This is a genomic window from Streptomyces sp. NPDC046712 (assembly GCF_040645695.1).
GTDB lineage: Bacteria > Actinomycetota > Actinomycetes > Streptomycetales > Streptomycetaceae > Streptomyces.
The window spans coordinates 1-18,705 of sequence record NZ_JBEYYW010000028.1 but is presented as its reverse complement, the minus strand read 5'-3'; the positions used below and the strand labels follow the sequence as shown (position 1 = coordinate 18,705).

16 protein-coding genes are annotated in these 18,705 nt (G+C 71.0%); 13 read left to right on the top strand and 3 right to left on the bottom strand.

All coding sequences use genetic code 11. From position 1 onward, the window contains the following. Window positions 1-108: 108 nt before the first annotated feature. The gene (gene aspA / locus ABZ939_RS29515) at window positions 109-1,518 is read left to right on the top strand and encodes an aspartate ammonia-lyase (protein ID WP_361861657.1); all 1,410 of its coding nucleotides are present in this window, start codon (window positions 109-111) and stop codon (window positions 1,516-1,518) included. Window positions 1,519-1,549: 31 nt separating this feature from the next. Here aspA and ABZ939_RS29510 read toward each other — a convergent pair whose 3' ends face one another. Then, a complete protein-coding gene (locus ABZ939_RS29510) occupies window positions 1,550-2,497 on the bottom strand; it encodes an NADP-dependent oxidoreductase (RefSeq protein WP_361861654.1) in 948 nt (315 codons plus the stop codon). Window positions 2,498-2,566: 69 nt separating this feature from the next. Between ABZ939_RS29510 and ABZ939_RS29505 the strand changes: the two genes are divergently transcribed. From ABZ939_RS29505 to ABZ939_RS29450, 12 genes are all read left to right on the top strand, one after another. Next, on the top strand, window positions 2,567-3,529 hold the full coding sequence (locus ABZ939_RS29505; protein ID WP_361861651.1) for a helix-turn-helix domain-containing protein: 963 nt from the start codon (window positions 2,567-2,569) through the stop codon (window positions 3,527-3,529). 126 nt (window positions 3,530-3,655) lie between these two features. Continuing rightward, window positions 3,656-4,192, top strand: a complete 537-nt coding sequence (locus ABZ939_RS29500; protein WP_361861649.1) for a hypothetical protein — start codon at window positions 3,656-3,658, stop codon at window positions 4,190-4,192. A gap of 71 nt (window positions 4,193-4,263) precedes the next feature. After that, complete coding sequence (locus ABZ939_RS29495) at window positions 4,264-5,097, top strand: DUF4097 family beta strand repeat-containing protein (RefSeq protein WP_361861646.1); 834 nt, start codon at window positions 4,264-4,266, stop codon at window positions 5,095-5,097. A 142-nt stretch (window positions 5,098-5,239) separates the two neighbouring features. After that, entirely contained in the window at window positions 5,240-6,217 is a 978-nt protein-coding gene (locus ABZ939_RS29490; RefSeq protein WP_361861643.1) for an ATP-binding cassette domain-containing protein, read from the top strand. Then, window positions 6,214-7,005, top strand: coding sequence for an ABC transporter permease (locus ABZ939_RS29485; RefSeq protein ID WP_361861640.1), 792 nt, complete (start codon window positions 6,214-6,216; stop codon window positions 7,003-7,005). The genes ABZ939_RS29490 and ABZ939_RS29485 overlap by 4 nt, the downstream gene beginning before the upstream one ends. A gap of 45 nt (window positions 7,006-7,050) precedes the next feature. Next, window positions 7,051-8,277: a cytochrome P450 gene (locus ABZ939_RS29480; RefSeq protein WP_361861637.1), complete on the top strand. Its 1,227-nt coding sequence runs from the start codon at window positions 7,051-7,053 to the stop codon at window positions 8,275-8,277. 4 nt (window positions 8,278-8,281) lie between these two features. Continuing rightward, window positions 8,282-8,497 carry a ferredoxin gene (locus ABZ939_RS29475; RefSeq protein ID WP_361861634.1) on the top strand — a complete coding sequence of 72 codons (216 nt, stop codon included), beginning with the start codon at window positions 8,282-8,284 and terminating at the stop codon, window positions 8,495-8,497. 246 nt (window positions 8,498-8,743) lie between these two features. Beyond that, window positions 8,744-10,984 carry an MMPL family transporter gene (locus ABZ939_RS29470; RefSeq protein WP_361861632.1) on the top strand — a complete coding sequence of 747 codons (2,241 nt, stop codon included), beginning with the start codon at window positions 8,744-8,746 and terminating at the stop codon, window positions 10,982-10,984. A gap of 178 nt (window positions 10,985-11,162) precedes the next feature. After that, window positions 11,163-13,094, top strand: coding sequence for an AarF/UbiB family protein (locus tag ABZ939_RS29465; protein WP_361861629.1), 1,932 nt, complete (start codon window positions 11,163-11,165; stop codon window positions 13,092-13,094). 211 nt (window positions 13,095-13,305) lie between these two features. Next, the gene (locus ABZ939_RS29460) at window positions 13,306-14,247 is read left to right on the top strand and encodes an NADP-dependent oxidoreductase (RefSeq protein WP_361861823.1); all 942 of its coding nucleotides are present in this window, start codon (window positions 13,306-13,308) and stop codon (window positions 14,245-14,247) included. After that, window positions 14,247-14,918: an alpha/beta fold hydrolase gene (locus ABZ939_RS29455; RefSeq protein WP_361861627.1), complete on the top strand. Its 672-nt coding sequence runs from the start codon at window positions 14,247-14,249 to the stop codon at window positions 14,916-14,918. The genes ABZ939_RS29460 and ABZ939_RS29455 overlap by 1 nt, the downstream gene beginning before the upstream one ends. A gap of 38 nt (window positions 14,919-14,956) precedes the next feature. Then, window positions 14,957-16,204: an MFS transporter gene (locus ABZ939_RS29450; protein WP_361861624.1), complete on the top strand. Its 1,248-nt coding sequence runs from the start codon at window positions 14,957-14,959 to the stop codon at window positions 16,202-16,204. On the opposite strand, the gene ABZ939_RS29445 is transcribed toward ABZ939_RS29450, so the two are convergent. Both ABZ939_RS29445 and ABZ939_RS29440 read right to left on the bottom strand, forming a co-directional pair. Further along, the gene (locus ABZ939_RS29445) at window positions 16,152-17,036 is read right to left on the bottom strand and encodes a LysR family transcriptional regulator (RefSeq protein WP_361861621.1); all 885 of its coding nucleotides are present in this window, start codon (window positions 17,034-17,036) and stop codon (window positions 16,152-16,154) included. The genes ABZ939_RS29450 and ABZ939_RS29445 overlap by 53 nt on opposite strands. A gap of 205 nt (window positions 17,037-17,241) precedes the next feature. Continuing rightward, on the bottom strand, window positions 17,242-18,561 hold the full coding sequence (locus ABZ939_RS29440; RefSeq protein ID WP_361861618.1) for a TRAM domain-containing protein: 1,320 nt from the start codon (window positions 18,559-18,561) through the stop codon (window positions 17,242-17,244). Window positions 18,562-18,705 lie beyond the last annotated feature (144 nt).

Genomic DNA, 18,705 nt, shown 5'->3' with positions numbered 1-18,705 from the left:
CCCCGACGGACGCCGGCCCTCCTTCCTCCTCCCGGCGGGTTCACCCGCCCGGGCACCCCGCCGTGCCCTGCACACCCTCCCCTCCCTCCCCTTAAGGCACTGACCGCCATGAAGACTGTCTCTCGCCGTGAGCACGACCTCCTCGGAGAGCGGGAGGTGCCTGCCGACGCGTACTGGGGCATCCACTCCCTGCGCGCCATGGAGAACTTCCCGATCACGGGAACGCCGATCTCCGTCTACCCTCAGCTGATCGACGCGCTGGCCGCCGTCAAGGAGGCAGCCGCGCTGGCCAACGAGGAACTGGGCCTGCTCGCCCCGGAGAAGGCGGCCGCCATCGTCGCCGCCTGCCGGGAGATCCGCGGCGGAAAGCTGCACGACCAGTTCGTCGTCGACGTCATCCAGGGCGGCGCCGGAACCTCGACGAACATGAACGCCAACGAGGTCGTCGCCAACCGCGCCCTCGAACTCCTCGGGCACGCCAAGGGCGAGTACCAGCACCTGCACCCGAACGAGGACGTCAACCTCAGCCAGTCCACCAACGACGTCTACCCGACCGCCGTCCGGATCGCGGCGATCACGGCGGTCCGCGGGCTGCTCCAGGCCACGGCCGTGCTCCAGGACGCGTTCGCGGCGAAGGCCGTCGAGTTCCGCGACGTCCTGAAGATGGGACGCACCCAGCTCCAGGACGCGGTGCCCATGACGCTGGGCCAGGAGTTCTCCACGTACGCGGTGATGCTGGACGAGGACCGCAACCGGCTGGCCGAGGCGGTCGAGCTGATCCACGAGATCAACCTCGGCGCCACGGCGATCGGTACGGGCCTCAACGCCCCCGCCGACTACGCCGAGACGGCCCGCCGCCACCTCGCCGAGATCACCGGGATGCCGCTGGTGACCTCCGCCAACCTCGTGGAGGCGACGCAGGACTGCGGCGCGTTCGTCCAGCTCTCCGGTGTCCTCAAGCGCCTCGCGGTCAAGCTCTCCAAGACCTGCAACGACCTGCGCCTGCTCTCCTCGGGTCCGCGCGCTGGTCTGAACGAGATCAACCTCCCCGCCGTACAGGCCGGTTCGAGCATCATGCCCGGCAAGGTCAACCCGGTGATCCCGGAGGTCGTCAACCAGGTCGCCTTCGAAGTGATCGGCAACGACATCACCATCACGATGGCGGCGGAGGGCGGCCAGCTCCAGCTCAACGCCTTCGAGCCGGTCATCCTGCACTCCCTGGCGAAGAGCATCACCTCGCTGCGGGCGGCCTGCCTCACGCTCGCCGAGCGCTGTGTCGTGGGCATCACGGCCAACACCGACGAACTGCGCGCCGCGGTGGAGAACTCCATCGGCCTGGCCACGGCCCTCAACCCGCACATCGGCTACACCGCGGCCACCGCGATCGCCAAGGAGGCCCTCCTCACGGGTCGCGGCGTCGCCGAACTCACCCTGGAGAAGGGCCTCCTGCCCGCCGCCCGCATCGCGGAACTGCTGACCCCGGAGCGCCTGACGGGCACCGCGCAGCCGCTCCGCTGACACCCGCGCGCTCCGGGGCCGCCCTCCGGCGTCAGACCACCAGGACGATCTTGCCGGTCGTGCGGTCGGTCTCGCCGAGGGCGTGGGCCTTCGCGGCTTCCGTGAGGGGGAAGGTGGCCTCCACGTGGGCGCGCAGCGTTCCGGCCTCCACGAGACCGGCGATGGCGCTCATGCCCGCGTGGTCGGCCTCGACGAGGAGGGTCTCCACGCGGACCCCGCGCGCCTCCGCCTTCCGCGCCTCGTCGGGGTCGGTGGGCGGCAGGAGTGATACGACGATTCCGCCGGGGCGCAGGACCTCGAGCGAACGGGCGCGGGTCTCCCCCGACATCGGGTCGAGCACCACGTCGATGTCGTGGGCGGCGTCCCGGAAGTCGGTGGTGCGGTAGTCGATCACTTCGTCCGCTCCGAGGGAGCGGACGAAGTCGTGCTTGGGCGCGCTCGCGGTGCCGATCACGTACGCGCCGCGGGACTTGGCGATCTGGACGGCGAGATGGCCGACACCGCCGGCGGCCGCGTGGACGAGGACCCGCTGACCGGGGGCGACCGCGGCGGTGTCGACGAGCGCCTGGTACGCGGTGAGTGCGGCCAGCGGGAGGGCTCCGGCCTGGACGTGGTCGATGCCCGCGGGCTTGCGGGCGAAGGCCCGGGCGGGCGCGGTCACGTACTCGGCGTGCGAGCCGACCCCGTAGGGGTAGGGCAGCATGCCGAAGACCTCGTCGCCCGGCTTGAAGAGCGTCACGCCGTAGCCGACGGCCTCGACGACGCCGGAGACGTCCCAGCCGAGGACGAGCGGCATGCGGTCGAGGAAGAGTCCCTGGGAGCGGTGCTTCCAGTCGGTCGGGTTGACGCCGGCCGCGCGGACGGCGACGAGGATCTGGCTGGGGCCGGGGACGGGCCGGGGCAGCAGGACCTCCTTGAGCACGTCGGGGGTGCCGTGGGCGTCCTGGCTGATGGCGCGCATGGTGGCGTTGTTCGTCATGCATCCAGGTTCGCGGCCGGCCCGCTCGCGTACCATGGCATGATTGCCATCTTTCGACAGGATCGTGCCATGCCGGATCGTGCTCACCGCGTCGTCGTCCTCGCGCTGGACGGGGTGTACCCCTTCGAGCTCGGCATCCCGAGCCGCGTCTTCGGGGCGGCGGACGGCCGGTACGAGGTTCTGACCTGCTCCGTCGACGGCGGCCCCGTGCGTACCAACTCCGACTTCTCCGTCACGGTGGAGCACGGGCCGGAAGCGCTGCGTACGGCGGACACCGTCGTCCTCCCGCCCTTCGACACCGCCGAGATCACCCGGGAGCTTCGTGCGGAGGTCGCGGAGGCGCTCGCCGTCATCCGCCCGGACGCGCGGATCGTGACCATCTGCACCGGGGCTTTCGTCCTCGCGGCGGCGGGGCGCCTCGACGGCCGGCCTGCCACCACCCACTGGGCACTGGCGGACGTCTTCCGTGCCTGGTACCCCCAGGTGGCCCTGGACCCGGACGTCCTCTTCGTCGACGACGGCGACGTACTGACCTCGGCGGGCGCCGCCTCCGGGGTGGACGTCTGCCTGCACCTCGTACGCAAGGACCACGGCACCGCCGTCGCCAACCGGGTGGCGCGGGTCTGCGTCGTACCGCCGTGGCGGGACGGCGGCCAGGCCCAGTACATCGAGCAGCCCGTACCGGACCCGGACGCGAACGGCACCTCGGCCACCCGCCAGTGGGCCCTGGAGAACCTCCACGAACCGCTGACCCTGACGGAGCTCGCCGACCACGCCCGCATGAGCCTGCGCACCTTCGCCCGCCGCTTCAACGAGGAGGTCGGCATGAGCCCTGGCCGCTGGCTCATCCAGCAGCGGGTGGCCCACGCCCGGCACCTGCTGGAATCCACGGACCTGGCGGTGGACGACATCGCCGGCCAGGTCGGCTTCGCGACCGGCACCTCACTGCGCCAGCACCTGCACGCGGCCATCGGCGTCTCGCCGCTCGCCTACCGGCGGACCTTCCGGGGCAGCCTGACGCCCCAGCTCTGAGTCGCGGTCGACGTGCGTGGGCATGACGGACGGGCGGGCCGTCTCGGCGGGGACGCTCCCACGCACGGGTGCCACATGGCGCCACAATGACTTGCGATGGCGCCACAATGGTGCCACTATCTCTTCATGGACTTGACCCCGTACGTCGATCACCTCCGCCATGAGCTCGCGGTCGCCGCGAACGCCGGCGGGGACGAAGCCCGCGCCCTGGCCGAGCGGCTGACCGCGCCCCTGGAGTCGGCCGCGCGGCTGACGCTCCTGAACGCGCTGTCCGACGCAGCGAACGAGATCACCCGCGAGCTGGCGCCGGGCTCGGTGGACGTGCGACTGCGGGGCCTCGACCCCGACTTCGTGGTGACGACACCGCTGGCCCTGGAGAGCCCCGGCGAGGAGGGGCCCGACCTGACACCACCGATGGCACCATCCATGGCGCCGGTGGCACCACTCGCCGCGGAGGGCGAGGAGGGCGCTACGGCCCGGATCAACTTCCGGCTCCCGGCGCACCTCAAGGCCCGCGTCGAGGACGCCGCCGGCCAGGAGGGCCTGTCCGTCAACGCCTGGCTCGTACGGGCCGTTGCCACCGCCCTGGAACCGGGCGGACCGGGCCAGCCCGCCGCCCGCACCACCCGACAGGGCAAGAGTTACCGCGGTTGGGTCCGCTAGTCGGAGCACCACCGCACGCCACCCGCACCACCTGCGCAAACACCTACCAGAGCCAAGAGGACGGGACAGCCATGCCTTCTTTCGAGACCCCCGAGCCCATCACCGCGATCATCGAGTTCGAGGTCGGCAATGTGCGGATCACCGCGAGCAAGCGCACGGACACGGTCGTCGAGGTGCTGCCGAGCAACGGCGCCGAGGAGGTCGACGTACGGGTGGTGCAGCAGACCAAGGTCACGTACGCCAACGGCGTGCTGACCGTGAAGGGGCCCAAGAAGCGCTCCCCGTTCGGCAAGTACGGATCGATCGACGTGACCGTCGAACTGCCCGCCGGCTCTCACCTGCAGGGCGCCTCCTCCATGGGGGACTACACCTGCGAGGGACCGCTCGGGGAGTGCCGGGTCAGGACCTTCGGCGACATCCGGCTCGACGAGGCCGGTGTCACGAACCTGCGTACGAGCACCGGGGACATCCACGTCGGCCGCGCCGTGGGCGACGCCGAGATCTACGGGATGGGCCGGGTCGAGATCGGCGAGATCGTGGGCGGGGCGACCGTCAAGAACGGCAACGGTGACACCGCAATCGGCGAGATCACCGGTCATCTGAAGGCCAACTCGTCCAACGGCCGCATCACGGTCGGCGTCGCCCACGCGTCCGTGGAGGCCAAGTCCGCCAACGGCGCCATCCGTATCGGCGAGGTGGCCCGCGGCGTCATGCAGCTCCAGACCGCCGCGGGCGACGTGGAGGTCGGCATCCGCGAGTCCACCGCGGCTTGGCTGGACGTCAACTCCCGCGTCGGCACCGTCCGCAACTCGCTCGGCGCGTCGGCGAGCCCCGACACGTCCGAGGAGACCGTCGAGATCCACGCCCGTACCGGCGGCGGCGACATCGTGATCCGTCGCGCCTGAGCTCTCCCCCCGCTCAGAGGCACCTTCAGGCGCCCCGAACGCCCCAGGCGTGTGTCGCCATCCTCGTGATGGCGACCGCGCGAAGCGGGCGACTCCTTTCACCCGTGCAATGTCACATCCCACACGAAGGGAGGTGGACTGCATGACCATGACGTCCACCCTCACGGCCGACCCGGCGATCTCCGCCGTCGGACTGCGCAAGTCGTACGGCGACAAGGTCGTCCTCGACGGCGTCGACCTGACCATCCCCACGGGCACGATCTTCGCCCTGCTCGGCCCCAACGGCGCCGGCAAGACCACCACCGTCGAGATCCTCTCCACGCTCATCGCCCCCGACGCCGGCCAGGCCCGGATCGCCGGACACGACCTCGCCGAGCGGCCCGAGGGCGTGCGCGCCGCGATCGGGGTCACCGGCCAGTTCGCCGCCGTCGACCAACTCCTCACCGCCGAGGAGAACCTGCTCCTCATGGCCGACCTCCAGCACCTCCCCCGGCGCGAGGGCAAGCGCCGAGCCGCCGCGCTGCTGGAACGGTTCGAGCTGACCGAGGCCGCCCGCAAACCGGTCTCCACCCTCTCCGGAGGCATGCGCCGCAAGCTCGACCTGGCGATGACCCTGGTCGGCGACCCGCGGATCATCTTCCTCGACGAGCCGACCACCGGCCTCGACCCCCGCAGCCGCCGCACCATGTGGGAGATCATCCGCGCCCTGGTCACCGACGACGGCGTGACCGTCTTCCTCACCACGCAGTACCTGGAGGAGGCCGACCAGCTCGCCGACCGCATCGCCGTCCTCGACGGCGGGAGGCTGGTCGCCGAGGGCACCTCGGACGAGCTCAAGCGCCTCATCCCCGGCGGGCACATCCTGCTCCGGTTCGCCGACGCGCATCGACTCGACGCCGCAGCCCGCTACTTCGGCGCGGCGGCCCGCGACCCCGAGGAGCTCACGCTCCGCATCCCCAGCGACGGCAGCATCCCGACCCTGCGGGCCGTCCTCGACATCCTGGACGACGCGGGGGTCCAGGCGGAGTCGCTGACGGTGCACACCCCCGACCTCGACGACGTGTTCCTGACCCTGACCGGTCACGGCACCACCGACACCGCCACGGAGACGACCCGATGAGCACCCTCGCGTATGCCGTCAGCGACTCGAAGACCATGCTGCGGCGCAACCTCAAGCACGCCCTGCGCTATCCGTCGATGACCATCTCCGTCGTCGTCATGCCGGTGATGATGCTGCTGCTCTTCAACTACGCCTTCGGCGGCGCTCTCGGCGCCGGAATCTCCGCCGGCCCCACCGGCAGCGGAAAGTACATCGACTACGTCGCGCCCGGCATCATCCTCATGACCGCGACAGCCGGGGCGGTGGCCACGGCGGTCGGCGTCTGCGTCGACATGACCGAAGGCATCGTCAACCGCTTCCGTACGATGTCGATCTCCCGCGCCGCGTTCCTCACCGGACACGTCGTCGGCAGCCTCATCCAGACCCTGGTCGCCATCGCCCTGGTGATCGGCGTCGCCCTCGCCATCGGATTCCGCCCCGACGCCACCGCCGTCGAGTGGATCGCCGCGCTCGGCCTCCTCACCCTGCTCACCCTGGCCCTGACCTGGCTGTCCGCCGGCATCGGTCTGGTCGCCAAGACCCCCGAGTCGGCCAGCAACACGCCCCTGCCGCTCACCTTCCTGCCCTTCCTCGGCAGCGCCATCGTGCCGACCGACTCGATGCCGACCGGGCTGCGCTGGTTCGCCGAGTACCAGCCCTTCACCTCTGCCATCGAGACCCTGCGCGGCCTGCTGATGGGCACCGAGATCGGCAACAGCGGATACATCGCCCTCGCCTGGTGCGTCGGCCTCACCCTCGTCGGCTACCTCTGGGCGCGGTCCGCCTTCGGCCGCACCGCCAAGCGGTAGCCGACTCCCCCTCGTTCGCAGCACGTCACTCTCCACGGAGGAACCATGCAGCACGAACCGTCGCCCCGCCCCGAGACCACCGAGCCCGTCACGCTCCCCACGCAGCGCACCGCCGGCTGCCCCTTCGATCCGCCGGCCGGCCTCGCGGAGCTGCGCGAGGCGAGGCCCCTGACCCGGATGACGTACCCGGACGGGCACGTCGGCTGGCTGGCCACCGGCTACTCCGCCGTCCGCTCGATCATGGGGGACCCGCGCTTCAGTTCGCGAAACGAGCTGATGCACTACCCCTTCCCCGGCGGCCCCGAGGGCCCGCTGCCGCCCGCCCCCGTCGGCGACATGACCGGGATGGACGCGCCCGAGCACACCCGCTTCCGGCGGCTGCTGACGGGCAAGTTCACCGTCCGCCGCATGCGTCAACTCTCCGAGCGCGTCGAGGAGATCACCACCGAGCACCTGGACGCGATGGAGCGCCGCGGCCCCGGCACCGACCTGGTCGAGGCGTTCGCCCGCCCTCTCCCCGCGCTGATGATCTGCGAGCTGCTCGGCGTGCCGTACGCCGACCGTGAGCGTTTCCAGAACCACGCGCACACGATCATGTCCATGGACGCGACGCCCGATGACCAGCAAGCCGCCTTCGTCGGACTCCTGGAGTACATGGCCGCGTTGGTCGCCGCCAAGCGCGCCGAGCCATCCGACGACCTGCTCGGCGACCTGGCCCAGGACTCCGACCTCACCGACGAGGAACTGATCGGTATCGGGGGCTTCCTGCTCGCCGCCGGGCTCGACACCACCGCCAACATGATCGCCCACGGTACGTTCGCGCTGCTCAGCAACCCGGAGCAGGCCGACGCCCTGCGTACGGACCCGGACCTCGCCCCGCAGGCCGTCGAGGAACTCATGCGCTACCTGACCGTCGCCCCCACCACCGTGAAGTCGGCGCTGGAGGATGTCGAGTTGGAAGGGCAGCTCATCAAGGCCGGCGAGAGCGTCACCATCTCGCTGGAAGCCGCCAACCGGGACCCGGAGCGATTCCCCGACCCCGACGTCCTCGACCTGCGCCGCAAGGCCACCGGGCACCTGGGCTTCGGACACGGCAGCCACCAGTGCCTGGGCCAGCAACTGGCCCGCGTCGAGATGACGGTGGCCCTGCCCGCGCTGCTGAGGCGGTTCCCCACGCTGCGGCTGGACGTGCCTGCCGAGGAGGTGCCACTGCGGACGAACATGAACATCTACGGAGTGCACCGGCTGCCGGTCACCTGGCACGAGAACTGATCCCATGGACATCCATGTCGACCGCGACCGCTGCCTCGGTGCCGGAATGTGCGCCCTGACCGCCCCCGAGGTCTTCGACCAGGACGAGGACGAGGGCCTGGTCACCCTGCTGGACGCCCGGCCGCCGCGGGAGCGGCACGCGGCGGTCCGCGTCGCCGCCGGTGTCTGCCCCGCCGCGGCCATCACCCTGACGGAGCGCGGCTCCTCCCCCGCCTCGTAACAGCGACGGCCTCTCCTCAGGCGTCGCCTCCGCGGGACCGCCCTTCGGCGGTGTCATGGCGACTTCCTTCACCGACACCGGTCCGCCCTCTGCGCGCGGTGTCCCTGGTGCCCGATGAGCACCTGTGCCCGATGAGCACCGCGCCTCACCCGAAAAGACTCACCCGAAAAGATCCGGTCCGTCGCCGACGGCGCCTTCGGCATGCCGTCGGCGACGCGACCGCCTCACAGACAGGACTCCTCCGCCGTGGCCATGTTCCTCTCCCGACTGGGCCGCTTCGCCTTCCGAAGGCGGGGCCTGGTCGTCCTTCTGTGGCTCCTGGCGCTCGTCGGCGCCGGTTTCGCGGCCTCCACCGCCGCCGCCCCGCCCGCCGACACCTTCTCGATGCCGGGCACGGAGTCGCAGAAGGCGTTCGACCTCCTCCAGGAGAAGTTCCCGGACGCCCGCACGGACGGCGCCGCCGCCCGCGTCGTCATCCGCGCCCCCGGAACCGAGAAGATCACCTCCCCCACCCGCAAGGCGCAGGTCGAGCAGCTCGTCGCCGACCTGACCAAGGCACCTCAAGTCGCCGCCGTGGCCGACCCGTTCAAGACGAACACCGTGAGCGGCGACCGTACGACCACGTACGCCTACGTCACGTACAAGGCGCAGGCCACCGAGCTCACCGACGCGGCGCACGACGGTCTCACCGACGCGATGGAACGGGCCCGGGACGCCGGCCTCCTCGTCGAGGCGGGCGGCGACGCCGTCAAGATCGAGCAGGCGATGAGCGGTACGGGCGAGAAGATCGGCATCCTCGTCTCCGCCGTCGTCCTGCTCCTCACCTTCGGCTCCCTGGTCGCCGCCGGAATGCCCCTGCTGACGGCCATGATCGGCGTCGGCATCGGCATCAGCGGCATCACCGCGCTCGGCAGCACCCTCGGGCTGTCGTCCACCACCTCGATGCTCGCGATGATGATCGGCCTCGCCGTCGGCATCGACTACGCCCTGTTCATCGTCTCCCGCTACCGCGCCGAGATCGCCGAGGGACGCGAACGCGCGGAGGCCGCCTCGCGCGCCGTGGGCACCGCCGGCTCGGCCGTCGTGTTCGCCGGGCTCACCGTCATCATCGCCCTCGCGGGGCTCGCGGTGGTGAACGTCCCGATGCTCACCAAGATGGGCCTCACCGCGGCCGGCACGGTCGCCGTCGCCGTCCTGGTCGCGATCACGTTCGTACCGGCGCTGCTCGGCTTCGCCCCCGTCAGGGTCCTCGCCCGCAGGGACCGCAAGCGGCACACCGGCAAGCCGCTGTCGAAGCGTCAGCAGCACAGGGCCGCCAAGCGCGAGGCCCGCCGCAAGCCCAACCTCGGCGCCCGCTGGGCCTCTCTCGTCCTGCGCCACCCCGTCGCCGTCCTGCTCCTCGGAGTCGTGAGCCTGGGCGCCGTCGCCGTACCCGCCGCGAGCCTCGAACTGGGGCTCCCGGGCGAGGGGTCGATGGCCCCGGCGACCACGCAGCGCAAGGCGTACGACATGCTGTCGGACTCCTTCGGTCCCGGCTTCAACGGGCCGTTGACGGTCACCGTCGAGGCGAAGGACGCGAAGGCGGCGGCCGAACAGGTCCGCACGGCCCTGGAGGGGGTCCGCGGAGTCGACGCCGTCTCCCCCGTCACCGCCAACCGGGCGGGCGACACGGCCCTCGTCACCGTCGTCCCCGAGACCGGTCCGACCGACATCAGGACCGAGGAGCTGGTGCGCTCCCTGCGCGGCACGGCGGGCGGCCTCGAGTCGCGCACGGGCGCCTCCGAGATCCTGGTCGCCGGCCAGACCGCGATGTTCATCGACTTCTCGCAGACCCTGGACGACGCGCTGCTCCCCTACCTCGCCCTGGTGGTCGGCCTCGCCTTCCTCCTGCTCATGCTGGTCTTCCGCTCCGTCCTGGTCCCCCTCAAGGCGGCGCTCGGCTTCCTGCTGTCGGTGAGCGCGGCCCTCGGTGCCGTCGTGGCCGTGTTCCAGTGGGGCTGGCTCGCCGACCTCTTCGGCGTCGACCAGCCGGGCCCGGTCATGAGCACCCTGCCGATCTTCATGATCGGCGTGGTCTTCGGCCTCGCGATGGACTACGAGGTCTTCCTGGTCTCCCGGATGCGCGAGGCGTACGTCCACGGCGCACGCCCCGGCGAGGCGGTGGTCACCGGATTCCGGTACGGCGGCCGGGTGGTCAGCGCGGCCGCGATCATCATGACCAGCGTCTTCTCCGGCTTCATCGTGGAGGACAACGACTTCATCAAGATGATCGGCTTCGGCCTCGCGGCCGCCGTCCTCTTCGACGCCTTCGTCGTCCGCATGGCCATCGTCCCCGCCCTGTTCGCCCTGCTCGGCAAGTCCGCCTGGTGGCTGCCGAAGTGGCTCGACCGGCTCCTCCCGAACATCGACGTCGAGGGCGAAAAACTGACGCCCCAGCCCCGAGACCCCTCGCAGGGCCCCGTGCGAGAAACATCCCTCGTGGGCTGACCGCCCACCCCCCCTCCGCAGAAAGCCGCCCCTGAACCCGGCCCGAACACGGGCCGGCGGGGCGGCTTTCGGCAACGCCGGCAGCGAGCACCCGGCCCGTCAAGTCACCGTCGCGCTCGGCGACTTGGCCGGGATGCCAAGCGCGGAGAATCGCACGCGTGTGCTGTTGAATGGCGTCATGTGGATTACCGGTGCGTTGGTCGGGACGCTTGTCTTCCTGCTTGTGGTGGTGGCCCCTGCGGTGGTGGGGCGGCGGCTGCTGGGGGTGCGGGCGGGGGCGGTGCGGGTCGCGACCGCGGGGGCGTGCGGACTCGCGGTGTCCGGGGGGTTGTTCGGGCCCCGGCTGGAGGAGTCGGGGGAGCTCGCGCCGCTGCTGTCCTTGATGGTCGGGGTGGGGATGCTCGCCTCGATGGTTGTTCTCGTCGCGCTGGACATCGTGGTGCCCATGGGCGCCGTACGGCCGCTCGGGTGGGCGCAGTCGGTGCGTGGGCAGATCGCGCGGGCGCGGCGGTACTCCAACGTGGTGCGCATCGCCGGCCGCCACGGGCTCGGTCCGTATCTGCGGGGCCGGCGGAGCGCGCCCGGGGTGCGGCACGAGTTGCTGGCGCGGGAGTTGCGGCAGGCGTTGCAGGCCGGCGGGACCACGTTCGTAAAGCTGGGACAGCTGATGTCGACCCGGCGGGACCTGCTGCCCGAGGTGTTTGCCGAGGAGCTCAGTCTGCTGCAGGACCAAGTGCCGCCCGCGCCGTGGAGCGAGGTCGAGACCCAGCTTCAGGAAAGCCTGGGAGCGCCGGTGCGGGAGGTGTTCGCCACGTTCCAGCGGGTCCCGCTGGCCGCGGCCTCCATCGCGCAGGTCCACGCGGCCGCCCTGCATGACGGCACCGAGGTCGTCGTCAAGGTGCAGCGGCCCGGGATACCGGAACTCGTGGATCGCGACCTGGACATCGTCGGGCGCCTGGCCGCCGCGCTGAGCGACCGTACCTCCTGGGGGCGCGGTCTCGGGCTGAAGGAGCTGGCGCAGGGCTTCGCCGTCGCACTGCGCGAGGAGCTGGACTTCCGCGTCGAGGCTCGCAACATGACCGCGGTGCGTCGGGCCGCCGAGGCTCGCGGCGACTCCAGCGTCGCCGTCCCTGTCCTGCACGGACAGTTCAGCACGGAGCGTGTCCTCGTCATGAGCCGGGTCGAGGGCACCTCGCTCGGCAAGGCGGTCCCCGACGACGAGCGACACGGCACCCAGCTGGCCGAGACCCTTCTCACCGCGCTGCTCAACCAGATCACGCTGGACGGCGTCTTCCACGCCGATCCGCACCCCGGCAACATCCTGCTCCAGCCCGACGGCACGGCCGCCCTGCTCGACTTCGGCTCCGTCGGTCGGCTCGACGCCGGGCTCCGCGAGGCGATGGGCGGTCTCTTCCTCGCCGTCGACCGCGGCGATCCGCTCGCCCTGCGCGAGGCCCTCCTGGAGATCACCGACCGTCCCGAGGAGGTCGACGAACAGCGGCTGCTGCGCGCGCTCGGGCAGTTCAGCGCTCGCCATCTGGGGCATGGATCCGCGCCCGACGTGGAGATGTTCAGCGATCTGTTCCGGCTGGTGGCCGACTTCCGGCTGGCGGTTCCGCCGGAGATCGCGGCGGCGTTCCGGGCCCTGGCCACCCTGGAGGGCACACTGGTCCGCCTCTCCCCCGGATTCAACATGCTGGAGGCGTCGCGAACGTACGCCTCGGCCCGCCTCACCGACCGGCTGGGACCGCAGAGTGCGCGTGACACCGCCCGCGACGAACTGATCTCCCTGCTGCCCGTCCTGCGACGGCTGCCCCGCCGCCTCGACCGCCTCGGTGGTGCGCTCGAGGAAGGTCGGCTCGGGCTCAATGTGCGGCTCTTCGCCGATCCCCGCGACCGGCGGGTCGTCGGCGAGCTCGTCGGGCGGGTGGTGCACGCCTTCGTCGGGATCTTCCTCGGGTTCGCGGGCCTCCAACTCCTGGGTATGGAGGGCGGGCCGCGCGTGAGCGAGAACCTCGGACTGTACGGGCTGACGGGCTTCAACCTCCTGATTCTCTCCGCCGCCATCGTCCTCCGTACCGTGTATGTCACCAGCCGGCCCATGGAATGAACGTCCTTCCTGGATGGGAACGCCCGGACGCCATCGCGTGACTGCGACGCGACGCGCCGGCCTCCCGTGCGTTCCCCCAGCACTGTCACTGCCCGAGCCCTTGAATTTCGCTAAACAGCCCTGTTCCGATCGTGCCTTGATGGCCTGTTCAGCGGGGCGGTTGAGTGGTCGACACGTGATCCCGACCACTTGAAACAGGGGAAGCATGACGATGCGGGCGATAGGCCAGGACGTTTTCGGCGGTCCCGAAGTCTTGAAGATCGTGGAGGCCGTGCGCCCTCAGGCGGGACCGGCCGAGGTGCTCGTTCGGGTGGTGGCGGCAGGAGTCAACCCGACCGACGCCTGGCACCGTTCCAGCGGCGGACTGGCGGGTGGTGACGTTCCCATCAGGCTGGGCTGGGACGTGTCGGGCGTGGTGGAGGCCATCGGAGCGGGTGTCACGACCCTTGCGCCCGGAGACGAGGTGTTCGGGATGCCACGCCATCCGCGGCCCGCTGGTGGCTATGCCCAGTACGTCACCTCCCCGGCTCGGCATCTGGTTCACAAGCCGTCCGAGATCTCCCATACCCAAGCCGCCGCCTTGCCCCTGGCCGGTCTCACCGCGTGGCAGGCGCTCGTCGACACCGCCGACGTGCGACCCGGACAGCGGGTGCTGATCCACGCCGCCGCGGGCGGAGTCGGGCATCTGGCCGTCCAGATCGCCAAGGCGCGCGGTGCCTACGTCATCGGCACCGCCCGATCGGCCAACCACGCTTTCGTACGCGGCCTGGGTGCCGAAGAGGTCATCGACTACACGCAGGCCGACTTCACCTCCGCGGTTCACGACGTCGACGTCGTCATCGACACGATCGGAGGCGAGTACGGGCCGCGCTCGCTGAAGACCTTGCGCCCGGGCGGAATCGTCGTCTCGCTCGCGTCTCCGGCCGAAGCGGCACTCGCCCATGTGGCGCGGCCACTCGGGCTGCGCACCCAGTTCATGATCGTCGAAGCCGACCAGGAAGGACTGCGGCAGCTCGTCTCGCTCGTCCAGGCCGGCCTACTGCGCCCCGAGATCGCCACCTGCCTGCCCTTGGAGCAAGCGGCCCGGGCGCACGAGCTGAGCCAGAGCGGCAGCACCCGCGGAAAGATCGTCCTGACCGTGGGGCGGGGCTGATGGCGACCTTCGTCCTGGTCCCTGGCGCCTGGCACGGCGCCTGGACCTTCCAACCGCTGGCCCGACGACTGCGCGCGCACGGCCACGAGGCCCACGCTCTCACCCTGACCGGCCTCGGCGAGCGCAAGCACCTGCTCACCGGCACCGTCAACCTCGACACCCACCTGCAGGACGTGCTGAACCTGCTGGAGGACGAGCAGATCACCGACGCCGTCCTGGTCGGCCACAGCTACGGCGGCATGGTCATCACCGGAGTCGCCGACCGGGTCCCCGACCGCGTGAGTGGTCTGGTCTACATCGACGCCATGGTGCCCCGAGAGGGTGACTCGTGCTGGTCCCTGGTCACTGAACAGGAACGAGCCTGGTACCTCAACGGCACCGAACGAACCGGCTACTCCAGCGACCCCCTGCCCTTCTTCGACCCGCGCGCCACCCCCCATCCCCTGGCCTCCCTCCTCCAGGCCATTCGCCTGCGCCACGATCTGTCGGCGTTCGCCCACAAGCACTACATCTACGCCACCGGCTGGGACACGCCCTCCCCGTTCGAGCCCGTCTACCGACGTCTGCTGACCGACTCCTCCTGGCGGGTCCACGCCGTCCGATCCGGCCACAACGTCATGCGCGACGCCCCCGAAGAGCTCCTCAACATCCTCATCAAGACGACATGTTGACTCAGCCGCCCACAGCACTGAAGGAGAAACAGCAACGCATGAAGCCTCCGCGCGTGCTGGCACTGGCCCAGCTGATGAACTCGATAGGGGACGGCGCCTACTACGTCACCTCCGCTCTCTACTTCGCCAGGATCGTGGGCCTGACCCCTGCCCAGATCGGCTTCGGCCTGACGTTGGGCTGGGCGGTCGGTTCGGTGGTCGGGGTTCCCCTGGGAAACCTGGCCGACCGGCGCGGCGCGCGCGGCACCGCCGTCCTGCTGGCGATGGCGACCGCGATCGCGGTGGCGTCGTTCCTGCTGGTGCGCTCCTTCCCGCTGTTCGCAGTGGCCGCCGTGCTCTACGCGAGCTGCCAGTGCGGGCTCACCGCGGCCCGGCAGGCACTGCTGGCCGGGCTGGTGGAACAGGCCAGGCGCACCGAGGTGCGTGCCTTCCTGCAGTCGACGACGAACGCCGGCCTGGCCGTCGGCGCCGCACTCGGTGGGCTCGCCCTGCAGTCCGACACTCGCGGGGCCTACCTGGCCGTCTTCCTGATGGACGCTGTGAGCTTCCTGACCGCGGCGCTCGTCCTGAGCCGTCTGCCCGTGGTCACCCCGACGAAGGCGACACCGGGGGAGCCACGGCTCGCGGTCCTGCGGGACCGCCCGTACGCGGTCGTCACCCTGATCAACGCGGTCATGCTGTTCTACATGCCACTGATCAGCCTGGTGATCCCGCTGTGGATCGTGCAACGGACCCAGGCGCCGGCGTGGACGGTCTCCGCGCTGCTGGTGCTCAACACCCTCGGTGTGGTCGCCTTCCAGGTCCGGGTCGCGCGGCGGGTGAGAGGTCTCAGGAGCGCCTCACGGGTCATACGGCACGCGGGTCTCGTCATGTTCGCCGCGTGTGCCGTCTTCTCCCTCTCCGCGTTCGGGTCCTCCGCCTGGACCGCCGGACTGATTCTCCTGGCGGCGGCAGGTCTGCAAGTCCTCGGCGAGATGATGCTCGCCTCGGGCGCCTGGGAGATCAGCTTCGGGCTGGCTCCCGCCGATAAGCAGGGTCAGTACCAGGGCTTCTTCGGCACCGGGCAGGCCGTCGCCAGGATGCTCGGTCCTCTGGTCCTGACTACCTTGCTCCTGGGCTGGGGTGCTCCCGGCTGGGTCCTGCTCGGTGTCCTCTTCGCCGCGGCGGGGATCGCCATGGGGCCGGCCGTCCGCTGGGCCGAGCGCACCAGGGCCCACCCCCGTGAGGGTGGTGTCAAGTGTTGGCGTCGGCGGCGGCTTGGACGAACGCCCGCAAACGAGTGCTGATGTTGCTCTCCAGCCAGACCGGGCCCCACTGGACGGGTGCGGCGTCGTTGAAGGCCACATACGAGACGTCCGGGCGCGGGTAGAACTGCCGGGCGTGCTCGCCGACCGGGAAGACGCCCTCGCCTGCGGCGACCAGGGCCAAGACCTCGGGGAAGGTGGCGGCTGTCGGGCCGCATGGCACGGGTCTGCCCGCCGGGGTGTGGGTGGGCGTACGTTCGTGGCGCAGCTCTTGGGGCATGTCGTGCGGCAACTGGATCACGGGTTGCTCGGCGAGGACTTCGACCGATATCGACGCATGCGCTGCCCATGACGATCCGGCCGGCACCGCCAGGACTCGGGCCTCCGACAGCAGGACCGGCCCGGCAACCGCCTGGGAGACGGGGAAGGCTGTGATGAGAACGTCCAGCTCTCCACCGCGCAACCGCGTCATGGCGTCATGGATCTGGCACTCGTGGATGGTCACCTTGCAGTCAGGGTGGCGGACGGTGAACAGCTCGAGGGCCTTGAGGAGGAGCTGCCCCGCCGCTGCCCCCAGGAATCCGGCCCGCAACAGGCCGGTGGTCCCGCGCGCCCGCTCGACCGCCCGGTGGACGGCCTCATCCATGCCCTGCACCAGCGGAGCCAGGTCCGCGGCCAGGTCGCGGCCGAGGGGGGTCAATCTCACCTGGCGGGTGGTGCGCTCGAACAGCGGCGCGCCGATCCGCCGTTCCAGCTTCTTGATGGTCTGGCTGATCCGGCCGGTCGTCAGGCCGAGCTGCTCGGCGACCCGACCGAAGTGCAGCTCCTCGGCCAGAGCCAGGAAGGTCTGCACCTCCGTGCGTTCCAACAGCACTGCCCCTCCCCGAGCCCTTGAGTTCCGCCCTCAACCCGACTTTCGGCGGGGCCCGCCGCAGCAACGCGGGAGTCCGACGCGCAACCGCCGACGGGCCGCCATGCCGAGCATGATGCCCCAGATCAGAAAGAGGGCGTACCAGAACAGGCCCAAGCAGCTTGCGAATGGGCGTCCTTGGCAGCGAACGCGAAGCAGGTCAGCGCCCCTACTTCACCGGCTCCAGAATCGCCACGCACTCCACGTGGTGCGTCATCGGGAACAGGTCGAACGCTCGCAGGGTCCGCACGCGGTAGCCGCCCTCCTTGAAGTACGCGATGTCGCGGGCCAGGGCCGCCGGGTCGCAGGCCACGTAGGCGATCCTGCGTGCGCCCAGGCCCGCGAGGTGCTTGACCGTCTGCTTGCCGGCGCCCGCGCGGGGCGGGTCGAGGACGATCAGGTCGACCTCGGTGATGCGGGTGCGCGGGAGGACCTGGTCGACCTTGCCCTGTTCGATGCGGACGCGGTCGTAGTCCTGAAGGTTGTGGCGGGCGTCCTCGACCGCGCGCTTGCCCGACTCGATGCCCAGGACCGCGCCCTGGTCGCCCACGCGGTCGGCGATCGCTCCCGCGAAGAGGCCGACGCCGCAGTAGAGGTCGAGGGCGGTGTCGCCCTTGCGGGGCATCAGGCCCTGCATCACGGCGAGGACCAGCGTCTGCGCGGCCTTCGGGTGGACCTGCCAGAAGCCGCCGTTGCCGACGCGGTACGTGCGGTCGTCGGCGCGCTCGCGGACGAAGGGGCGGCCGTGGACCCGGTGGACACCGCCGTCCTTCTCGTCGATCCGGAGGACCGACACCGGCTTGTCCAGTTCCACCAGAGGGAGACGCGCGCCGGGGCGCGGGGTCAGGACCACCTGACGGTCGCCCGAACCCGAGGCCGCGATCGCCTCGATCGAGGCCATGCCCTCCCACGTGCGCTTCTCGATGCCGAGCTCGGACACACCCTCGGCCGCGATCATGCAGTGGTCGATCACCTCGACCTCGTGCGAGCGGTGGCGGCGCAGACCCGCGTGGCCCTCGGCGTCCACGGCGTACTGGACGCGGGTGCGCCACTGCGGGACCTCGCCCGCCGGGAGCTTGTCGCCCTCGGCCGGCATGACCGTGCCGTCCCAGCCGGCTTCCTCGGGGGTGAGACCGGCCAGGCGCTGGAGCTGCTCGGCGATGACCTCGCCCTTGAGGCGGCGCTGGGCGCCCGGCTTGGCGTGCTGCCAGTCGCAGCCGCCGCACTTGCCCGGGCCCGCGAACGGGCAGGGCGCCTCCACCCGGTCCTTCGAGGCGTCCAGGACCGTGACCGCGTCGGCGCGCAGGAAGCGGGACGTCTCCTCGCCCTCGGTGACCCGGGCGACGACCCGCTCGCCCGGCAGCGCGTGCCGGACGAAGAGGACCCGGCCGCCCTCCGTACGCGCGATGCAGTGGCCGCCGTGTGCCACGGGGCCGACCTCGACCTCGTACTCTTCCCCGACCAACGAAGAAACAGGTGCGTTCTGCATGACGGGGTGACTCCAGAGAAAGAGAGAGGTGGGCTGCCGCTAGCGGCAGACCCGGGGCCCAGACCCCTCGGGCCGCGGACCCTCGCGCGCCCGGGCCCCAGGACCCCGGGGCCTACGGACCACCGAGCCCCCGGGGACGCACCC

Excerpts from the sequence above, each read along its gene's own strand:
- ABZ939_RS29460 (WP_361861823.1), top strand. The coding sequence starts at position 13,306 with ATGCGGGCGATAGGCCAGGACGTTTTCGGCGGTCCCGAAGTCTTGAAG.
- ABZ939_RS29500 (WP_361861649.1), top strand. The coding sequence starts at position 3,656 with ATGGACTTGACCCCGTACGTCGATCACCTCCGCCATGAGCTCGCGGTC.
- ABZ939_RS29485 (WP_361861640.1), top strand. The coding sequence starts at position 6,214 with ATGAGCACCCTCGCGTATGCCGTCAGCGACTCGAAGACCATGCTGCGG.
- aspA (WP_361861657.1), top strand. The coding sequence starts at position 109 with ATGAAGACTGTCTCTCGCCGTGAGCACGACCTCCTCGGAGAGCGGGAG.
- ABZ939_RS29465 (WP_361861629.1), top strand. The coding sequence starts at position 11,163 with ATGTGGATTACCGGTGCGTTGGTCGGGACGCTTGTCTTCCTGCTTGTG.
- ABZ939_RS29480 (WP_361861637.1), top strand. The coding sequence starts at position 7,051 with ATGCAGCACGAACCGTCGCCCCGCCCCGAGACCACCGAGCCCGTCACG.
- ABZ939_RS29490 (WP_361861643.1), top strand. The coding sequence starts at position 5,240 with ATGACCATGACGTCCACCCTCACGGCCGACCCGGCGATCTCCGCCGTC.
- ABZ939_RS29450 (WP_361861624.1), top strand. The coding sequence starts at position 14,957 with ATGAAGCCTCCGCGCGTGCTGGCACTGGCCCAGCTGATGAACTCGATA.
- ABZ939_RS29455 (WP_361861627.1), top strand. The coding sequence starts at position 14,247 with ATGGCGACCTTCGTCCTGGTCCCTGGCGCCTGGCACGGCGCCTGGACC.
- ABZ939_RS29440 (WP_361861618.1), bottom strand. The coding sequence starts at position 18,561 with ATGCAGAACGCACCTGTTTCTTCGTTGGTCGGGGAAGAGTACGAGGTC.
- ABZ939_RS29505 (WP_361861651.1), top strand. The coding sequence starts at position 2,567 with ATGCCGGATCGTGCTCACCGCGTCGTCGTCCTCGCGCTGGACGGGGTG.
- ABZ939_RS29495 (WP_361861646.1), top strand. The coding sequence starts at position 4,264 with ATGCCTTCTTTCGAGACCCCCGAGCCCATCACCGCGATCATCGAGTTC.
- ABZ939_RS29510 (WP_361861654.1), bottom strand. The coding sequence starts at position 2,497 with ATGACGAACAACGCCACCATGCGCGCCATCAGCCAGGACGCCCACGGC.
- ABZ939_RS29475 (WP_361861634.1), top strand. The coding sequence starts at position 8,282 with ATGGACATCCATGTCGACCGCGACCGCTGCCTCGGTGCCGGAATGTGC.